Annotated in this window: 8 protein-coding genes; 7 read left to right on the forward strand and 1 reads right to left on the reverse strand. The window is 54.2% G+C overall.

Annotated elements, in window-relative coordinates; genetic code table 11:
* Positions 1-210 precede the first annotated feature (210 nt).
* Genes QM579_RS11750 through QM579_RS11770 form a run of 5 tightly spaced genes read left to right on the forward strand, consistent with a single transcriptional unit; the run spans position 211 to position 4897 of the window.
* Positions 211-1338, forward strand: a complete 1128-nt coding sequence (locus tag QM579_RS11750; protein ID WP_414999329.1) for an MlaE family ABC transporter permease — start codon at positions 211-213, stop codon at positions 1336-1338.
* 19 nt (positions 1339-1357) lie between these two features.
* Complete coding sequence (locus QM579_RS11755) at positions 1358-2266, forward strand: ABC transporter ATP-binding protein (protein WP_414999336.1); 909 nt, start codon at positions 1358-1360, stop codon at positions 2264-2266.
* Complete coding sequence (locus QM579_RS11760; RefSeq protein ID WP_414999330.1) at positions 2263-3231, forward strand: MlaD family protein; 969 nt, start codon at positions 2263-2265, stop codon at positions 3229-3231. Before QM579_RS11755 ends, QM579_RS11760 begins: the two co-directional genes overlap by 4 nt.
* Positions 3231-3827: a membrane integrity-associated transporter subunit PqiC gene (locus QM579_RS11765; RefSeq protein WP_414999331.1), complete on the forward strand. Its 597-nt coding sequence runs from the start codon at positions 3231-3233 to the stop codon at positions 3825-3827. Before QM579_RS11760 ends, QM579_RS11765 begins: the two co-directional genes overlap by 1 nt.
* Positions 3824-4897, forward strand: coding sequence for an HD domain-containing phosphohydrolase (locus tag QM579_RS11770; protein ID WP_414999332.1), 1074 nt, complete (start codon positions 3824-3826; stop codon positions 4895-4897). The genes QM579_RS11765 and QM579_RS11770 overlap by 4 nt, the downstream gene beginning before the upstream one ends.
* Positions 4898-5072: 175 nt before the next feature.
* On the opposite strand, the gene grpE is transcribed toward QM579_RS11770, so the two are convergent.
* Complete coding sequence (grpE, locus tag QM579_RS11775) at positions 5073-5696, reverse strand: nucleotide exchange factor GrpE (protein WP_414999333.1); 624 nt, start codon at positions 5694-5696, stop codon at positions 5073-5075.
* Positions 5697-6181: 485 nt separating this feature from the next.
* Here grpE and QM579_RS11780 point away from each other — a divergent pair, with 485 nt between their 5' ends.
* Positions 6182-7306, forward strand: a complete 1125-nt coding sequence (locus tag QM579_RS11780) for a hypothetical protein (RefSeq protein ID WP_414999334.1) — start codon at positions 6182-6184, stop codon at positions 7304-7306.
* Between the two features lie 132 nt (positions 7307-7438).
* Positions 7439-7852: histidinol dehydrogenase (locus tag QM579_RS11785; protein ID WP_414999335.1), on the forward strand; the 414-nt coding region annotated here is incomplete at its 3' end.

Below are 7852 nucleotides of genomic sequence, written 5' to 3' on the forward strand. Positions count from 1 at the left end.
GTGGGAAACCCGTCCGAACGCTGCATGTTTCTGTTGGCAAAAAAACCCCGGTAGATGAAGGCAGAGCCATCCATCAGAAAAACTGGTTCGGCGGCGAGATCAAGGCGATTCTTTAAAGACATGACGGACCGTTGGTTGAAGTTGAAAACCTGTATGCGTATTACAAATATGCCTCTTGCGAATAAATTGGGCTATGCGTATACTATATTGATGGAAACAAGTCCGCAAGTGACAGCTTCTATTCAAGGATCGCTTCTCCGCGTAAGTGTGGGGGGGTCTTGGAATATGGATACAGCATGGCCCCCAGAAGCTGTAGCCGCTATCGAAACTCTGAAAAGTCAGAGCATCAAGCAACTTTGCCTTGAAAGCGACAAGCTTGAAGCCTGGGACAGCAGCCTGCTGGTCTTTCTTGTGCAACTGACCAAGGCCGCCAACGACCGCCAGATAACCCCGCAAAATCAACTGCCTGAAGGCCTTGAGCGCCTTCTTAAGCTGGCCTTTGCCGTTCCGGCGAAGGCGGGTTCTGATCGCAAAAAAGAAGAACTCAATTTTGTGCAACGTGTAGGTCAGGCCACCATTGACCTGCCCCCGCGCGTAAACGATTTTTTAAATTTTGTGGGTGATGTAACCCTGGCGCTGGGCCGCCTGGTGACGGGGCGTTCTCAGATGCGCTCGCAAGACCTGCTGGCCGCCATGCAGGAATGCGGCGTACAGGCGCTGCCTATCATTTCAATAACCAGCATGCTTTTTGGCCTTATTCTGGCCTTCGTGGGCGCGGTACAGCTTACCCAGTTTGGCGCGCAAATATACGTGGCTGGCCTTGTAGGCATAGGCATGCTGCGAGTTATGGGCGCTATTATGGTAGGCGTGGTTATGGCTGGCCGGGTTGGTGCGGCTTATGCTGCCCTTATTGGCACCATGCAAGTCAACGAAGAAGTCGACGCTCTGGCCACTCTTGGCATATCGCCCATTGATTTTCTTGTTCTTCCGCGGGTGGTGGCCCTGACGGCCATGATTCCCTTACTGACGCTCTATGCCGACCTTATGGGCGTTATTGGCGGCTATATCGTGGGCACGACCATGCTGAGCATCAGCCCTATGGAATATATCAACGCAACCATGCAGATGGTGCCCTATAAGCATGTATTTATCGGCCTTACCTACGGCACGATTTTTGGCGTTATCATTGCCATAACAGGTTGCTACCAGGGTATGCGTTGCGGACGCAGCGCCCAAGCCGTGGGTCTGGCTACCACCACAGCCGTGGTGCACGCCATTGTGGGCATTATTGTGGCCACAGCGGTGATAACTGTCATCTGCAATGTGCTGGACATCTAAAATGGCCGAACACAACGTCATGCCCCCCCAACCCGTCGCACCAGGCGAAACGCCCCAGAACGTTCCGGCTGCCAAACCGGAAGAAAACGTGCAGTCAGCCCAGCCTGACCAGCAGGATCTGCGCATCAGCGTGAACCAGCTGCAAGTGGGGTACGGTTCTTACGTTCTCATGCGCGATGTGACCTTTGACGTGCACGCCGGGGATATTTTCTTCATAACTGGCGGTTCGGGCTGCGGAAAAAGCACGCTTCTTCGGGTGCTCATGGGGCTTAAATCCCCGCAGTCTGGCGCAGTTTTTTATGGCAAGACCGACTTCTGGGGCAGCAACGAGGACCAGCGCCGCAAACTGGTGCGAGAAACAGGCGTGCTTTTTCAAAGCGGCGCACTGTGGAGTTCAATGACGCTGGCGGAAAACGTGGGCCTGCCCTTACAGCAGTATACGGACCTCAGCGATGAGGCCATACGGGAGCAGGCCAAGCTCAAGCTGGCCCTGGCTGGCCTTGCAGGTTTTGAAGACTACTACCCGTCAGAAATCAGCGGCGGCATGTGCAAGCGCGCCGGACTTGCCCGGGCTCTGGCCCTGGATCCAAAAATTCTCTTTCTTGACGAGCCCTCTGCCGGGCTTGACCCTGTCAGCTCGCGCCTGCTGGATGATCTTATTCTGGAGTTGCGCGCCAGCCTGGGTACAACCTTTGTCATAGTGTCTCACGAACTGGCCAGCATCTACGCCATTGCCAGCAATCTTATCTTTCTTGATGCCCAAACCCGCCAGGTAGCTGCCAGAGGCAATCCGCACCAGCTGTTGCACGCCTCTGATACTGCGCCCAGCGCCATGCTCTTTCTGACCAGAGGTGAACGCGACCATGCCGACACCGGGCAGACGGAAAAGACCGGTGTTTCCACCCCGGACAAAGGAACGGCCCTATGAGTTCTCAAAAATATAAAACTACTGTAGGAGCCTTTGTTTTGGGGGGATTGTCCCTTCTGGCTCTGGGATTTATTGTGCTGGGCGGAGGCCGTCTGTTCAGCAACGACATGCAGTACGTGCTTTACTTTGACGGTTCGGTCAGCGGCCTTTCCACAGGAGCCCCGGTAGTGTTTCGCGGGGTTCCCATGGGCAGCGTGACGCGCATCAACCTCGTGGCAAACACCCGGGATTCCAACGTTACCATTCCCGTTTACATCCGCATTGACGAGCAAAGTTTTGTGCGGGCCAGAGGTTCGGCCCCCATTTCTGAATCCGTGCGCGAAGAAATTGTGCGACGGATGGTGCAGCGCGGCCTGCGTGCCCGTTTGCAGCTGCAAAGCCTCATCACGGGCCAGTACCGCATCGAACTGGACTTTTTCCCCGGCACGCCGGCGGTTTTCCGCTCGGGCACGCCGGATACGGAAATCCCCACCATCCCTTCCCCCATCGACACCCTGCAGACCACTCTTTCGCAGTTGCCTCTGGAATCAATGGCCAGAGCGCTGGACAGCATACTGCAAAACCTCGCCCAATCTCTGGCTGACGACAGCCTTGGACGAGGTCTTAAAGCCTTTACACGTACCTTTGAAGAAATTGACAATATCCTCAGAAACAGCGCCTTGCGCCAGAATACTGAAAGCATACTGCAAAAGGTCAACAAGGCTGTGGGCACCGTGGACAATCAACTGCCCTCCACCCTTGCCACGCTACGCACGGCGCTGGAAAGCATGGGCCAGGCAGCAGATCAGCTGCGTGTGGTGACAGCCTCAGCGCAAGGACTGCTTGGGCGTGATTCCCCCACGGTTAACGACGTTCGCCGCTTGATCAAAGAAAGTATGGAAACCTTGCGCGCCATCCGCAATGTTGCGCAAATGCTTGAACGCAACCCTGAAGCCCTGCTTATGGGCAAACAAGGAAAACGCTGATGCAACGCCGAATCCTGTATACTTTTCTGGCACTCACGGTTTTGCTGGCCGCCTGCGGCCGCAGCACGCCAACCAATTACTATTTGCTTGAGAGCCGCCTGGCACCCGTCTCTGCTGACAGCCTGCCCAGCAAAAGCTTGCGTGTGGCGCCCGTTAACGTGCCGGAATATCTGGACCGTGACGGCATAGTGAGCCGCGTGGGCGAGTCCACCCAGCTCATTGTGGCCCAGTTTCACAGTTGGGGCGAGCCCTTGAGCCACGGCGTACGCCGCGTCACTCGCGAGGTTCTTACCCGGCCCATGCTGCAAAACGGCGTCAACGTTCTGCCCGCCGGAGACGAATCCACTGCCGACTATGTGCTCTATCTGGACATACAGCGGCTTGATGGCAATTTTGAACAGAAAGCCGTACTGGACGTTCGCTGGACCCTGCGCAACAAGTTCAATGATGTGCTTGCCCGAGGCATCTTTGTTGATGAAGAAACCGTGGCTGGCAAGGGCTATGACATACTCACCGCTGCGGAAAGCCGCCTCGTGCAAAAAATGGCAGAACACCTGGCCCAACGTTTGCCCGGCCTTACGGGGGGCAAGCAGTGAGTTTGACGGCGGCAGCGCAACGCAGCCGCATTCTGCTAGTGGATGACGCGCCGGAAAACCTGCGTATTCTGAGCGAAACCCTGCGCACAGATTACACCATCATGTTTGCCAAAAACGGGCCGGACGCTTTGCGCCTGGCCATTGGCACGCCGCAGCCGGACCTTATTCTGCTGGACGTGATCATGCCTGGTATGGATGGTTACGAGGTATGCCGCCAATTAAAGGAAGAACCTTCCACGCGCGACATCCCCATCATGTTCATTACCGCGCAAAATGAAGAAATGGACGAGGCAACCGGGCTTTCTTTGGGAGCTCAAGATTATATCGTCAAACCCTTTCGCGCATCCCTGGTGCGCAATCGGGTGACCAACCAGCTGAAATACAAGCGCTACCGCGACCACCTCAATGAACTGGTACACGAGCGCACCCGCCAGCTTGCCCTCACGCAGGAAGCCACAATTCACGCTATGGCCACGCTGGCGGAATGGCGCGACACTGAAACCGGCGCGCACATTAAGCGCACGCAAAATTATGTGAAAGCGCTTGCCCTGCATATGGCGGACCTGCCAAAATACCGCAATATGCTGGATGCAGACGCCATTTCATGGCTTTATCTTTCCGCCCCGCTGCATGATGTGGGCAAGGTTGCCATTGCCGATACTGTATTGCACAAGCCCGGCCCACTCACAGATGAAGAGTATGAGGCCATGAAGGAACACACCGCACACGGCAGAGCTGTTCTGGCTGCTGCGGATAAATTTTTAGGTGAAGATTCCTTTTTAAAAATGGCTTGCGATATTGCCTACTGCCATCATGAACGCTGGGACGGGCGAGGCTACCCGCGCGGGCTCAAACAAAATGAAATTCCGCTTCCTGCCAGACTCATGAGCCTGGCAGATGTCTATGACGCACTGCGCAGCCAACGGGTATACAAGCCAGCAATGCCGCACGAAACTGCCGCCAGAATTATCTTCGACGGCAAGGGAACCCAGTTCGACCCCGAAGTGGTGGAAGCTTTTGGAGCTATTCAGGCAGAGTTTAAAGCCATTGCCGAGCGGTACAGCGATTGAACCCATAGACCGATTAAAATTTTGCGCAACAAAAAGGCCGTGTTCACCGGATATTTCCGGCAGACACGGCCTTTCTATATTTGTCTGCTCAGGCAGAGACCAATTTATGTTGAAGACATGTTCGCGCACCAGTTTTTATGGCGCCAACGCCTCTGGTACGGCGTGTCATTCAACGTCAGGGATTAACCATAACCTTCGAAGGGCGCAACAAGCGATCACCCAATTTGTAGCCACGCTGCAGTACACGCGTAACAGATCCGGGGGCAAATTCGGGCCGGGCATCAAAGCCCACGGCCTCGTGCAGGGCAGGATTAAATTCCTCCCCTTCTTCGCCCACAGGGTTCAAACCATGCTTGTTTACAGCTTCGAGCAAAAGCTTGTGTGTCATCGCAACGCCCTGCACCATATCCTTACACACTTCATTAGTGCTGCCATACTGTAATGCCAACTCAAGATTATCAAGGCTTGGCAGCAGATCGCTCAAAACCTTTTCAGCGGCATAACGCACCTGCTCTTCGTGTTCACGTTTCAGGCGCTTTTGAAAATTGTCCATCTCGGCGGCCATGCGCAGACGGTTTTCTTCAGCCTCAGCCTTGCAACGTGCTTCAATTTCTGCAGCAGAAGGCTCGGCGCTCTGCGCAAAATTTACATCGGGCATATCGTCCAGCGAGACGGAATCCATCACGCCATTAATATCCTGAATTTCATCAGGATTGCAAAAATTCAGGCTGCCCTCCGAAAATTCGTCTTCCGTCGGTGCGGCCTCTCCATAAGACTTCTGCATCTTGTGACGCTGCATGATTCCTCCCAAATCGCTCCGCCCTCGGCAGTGCGTTCATTTGAGTTAACTAAGTTCCCACTTCCTTGCTGTCAAGGCTATACAGCCACTTGACGTTTTTGCATTTTGAAATATAAGTTTACAAATAGATATTACAGTATTTTAATCGTACAGCATCCTGAACTGCTTAATAATTCAGCCAACTCGCTATGGTCATTAAATATTTTAGCTGTTCATGGATGTTTTTTTGATCACCTTGAATGCTATTAGTTACTATTGATAAAACAACGGACTCAACGCTCCTGATTTAGCGTGACCGTAACTCTGCCCGGCCACTCTACACACGAGGCTCTTCGATGTCATGCCGCGTACTGGTTTTTATCTGTTTTATTCTTCTTCCCCTGCCTTTACGGGCAGAAGAGTTACTATTTACACCCAAATTAGGGCTACAGCTTCTTCCAGAGCTTTCCTGCACAAGCAAGGATCCCGCTTACTGCGTGCGTCCTATGCCTCAAAATCTTCAAGTCACAGCTCCAGTTGTGGAAGACCCGGACTGGTACGTTTCGCCACCTGGCAGCGGCACTCCCAAACCGCAGTATGTCGGATGCCAGTCTGAAACACAGTATCTGCTTGTTCTGACGGAGGCATTGCAAGGCAATCCTGTGGCTATGGCCGATCTGGTTATACGAGCTCAATGCGCCTCTGCAACATCGGCAGCCGCCTATCCCGGCATTCCTGCCTTTATGCGTTCCGCAGCCTTCTGGCTTGACTGGGCTACCCGATATACGTCTCCTGGCTGGGTATATGCCAGACTGGCACTTTATGGAGAAGGCATGGGTAATACGCGTAGCTCATACACCCGTGGAGCTTTTCTTGGTGATCCCAAATCCATGCATGCCTATGCGACTCGCTGGAACACAGGAACAAACCTGCAGTGGCTACTGCTGTCGGCAGACGCCGGATACGCCCCGGCTGCTCATGAAATCTCGCGCTGGTACCGTTTTGGCGGAGAAAAATGCGGCTACACCCTTCCTGATTCACCCAATGAATCCAAGGCACACCAGTATCTTTCCATTGCGATGAACGAAGGATACGCCCACGCTTTTGGCGACGCGGTTTATGAAATTCTGGTGTCTGGCAATGCCCAGGCACATATGGAAGACGCCTATGCCTATACCCAGATTGGCCGTGCTCTGGACGAAGCAGATAATGGTCTTTTATTGGCAGACAGGCCGCTTCCTCAAATCAAACCTGTGAATCTTGATGATGTTCTGAGATATGCCAAGTGCGCGCTCATGCCGCTTCATCTGATGAACACAGAAGAAAAACATTTTGGCCATGCAGCAAAGCTCGTCAAAGGACTGCGTCCTCTTGAAGCCCAGGGCCTGGCTGCAGCTACAAACAAGGCCACGGTATGGCTGAGCAACTTTCAAAAGCATCAAGAGGCTGATCTGACCGCAGAGCGCGAACGCAGAGACGCTCTTACCACGCAGCTTCGTGAACAATGTTTTTCGGCTCTCGCTTACATTGCCACGGTGTCTGAAACGCGGGCACAGTCCGCAATCCCGCATGACGATGCCCTGGCCGCTTCAGGAATTCCATCATGCTCGCGCGCCCCGCTTTTGCCCTGAGTAAATAAACACAGATTCCTCGAACCGCTCCGGGACGCCGAACCTCTGCCGCTGTTGCCTTTGCGCGTGGTGGAGCCTCGACATTCCTCCGGCCCTTCTGTATATTCCTCCAACTGAGGTGAGGAAAATACTATGACATGCCGGACATTGACACTGCATAATGAGCAGGAGTGGCCCAAGCTTGCCCAATGGCTGCAAGGGCGTCACAACCCAGGTGACGGGGTGGAAAGCGCCGTACGCGACATTATAGCCGCTGTGCGCGAAAGGGGCGACGAAGCCCTGGTGGAATATACCCGCAATTTTGACTGCCCGGACTTTGCGCCGCCGCTTCGTGTAAGCGAGCAGGAAATAGCCCGAGCCGCCGCCACTGTTCCCATCGAAAACAGAGAAGTCATCAGCCAGGCTGCCGCCCATATCCGGGCATTTCATGAAGCCCAGCTGGAGAAATCCTGGTTCACCACAAGGCCAGACGGCAGCATTCTGGGGCAGCACGTTCTGCCAATGGACGCTGCGGGGCTTTATGTTCCCGGAGGCCAGGGCGGCAAC

The sequence above is a fragment of the Desulfovibrio sp. genome (assembly GCF_047607245.1).
Taxonomy (GTDB): Bacteria; Desulfobacterota; Desulfovibrionia; order Desulfovibrionales; family Desulfovibrionaceae; genus Desulfovibrio.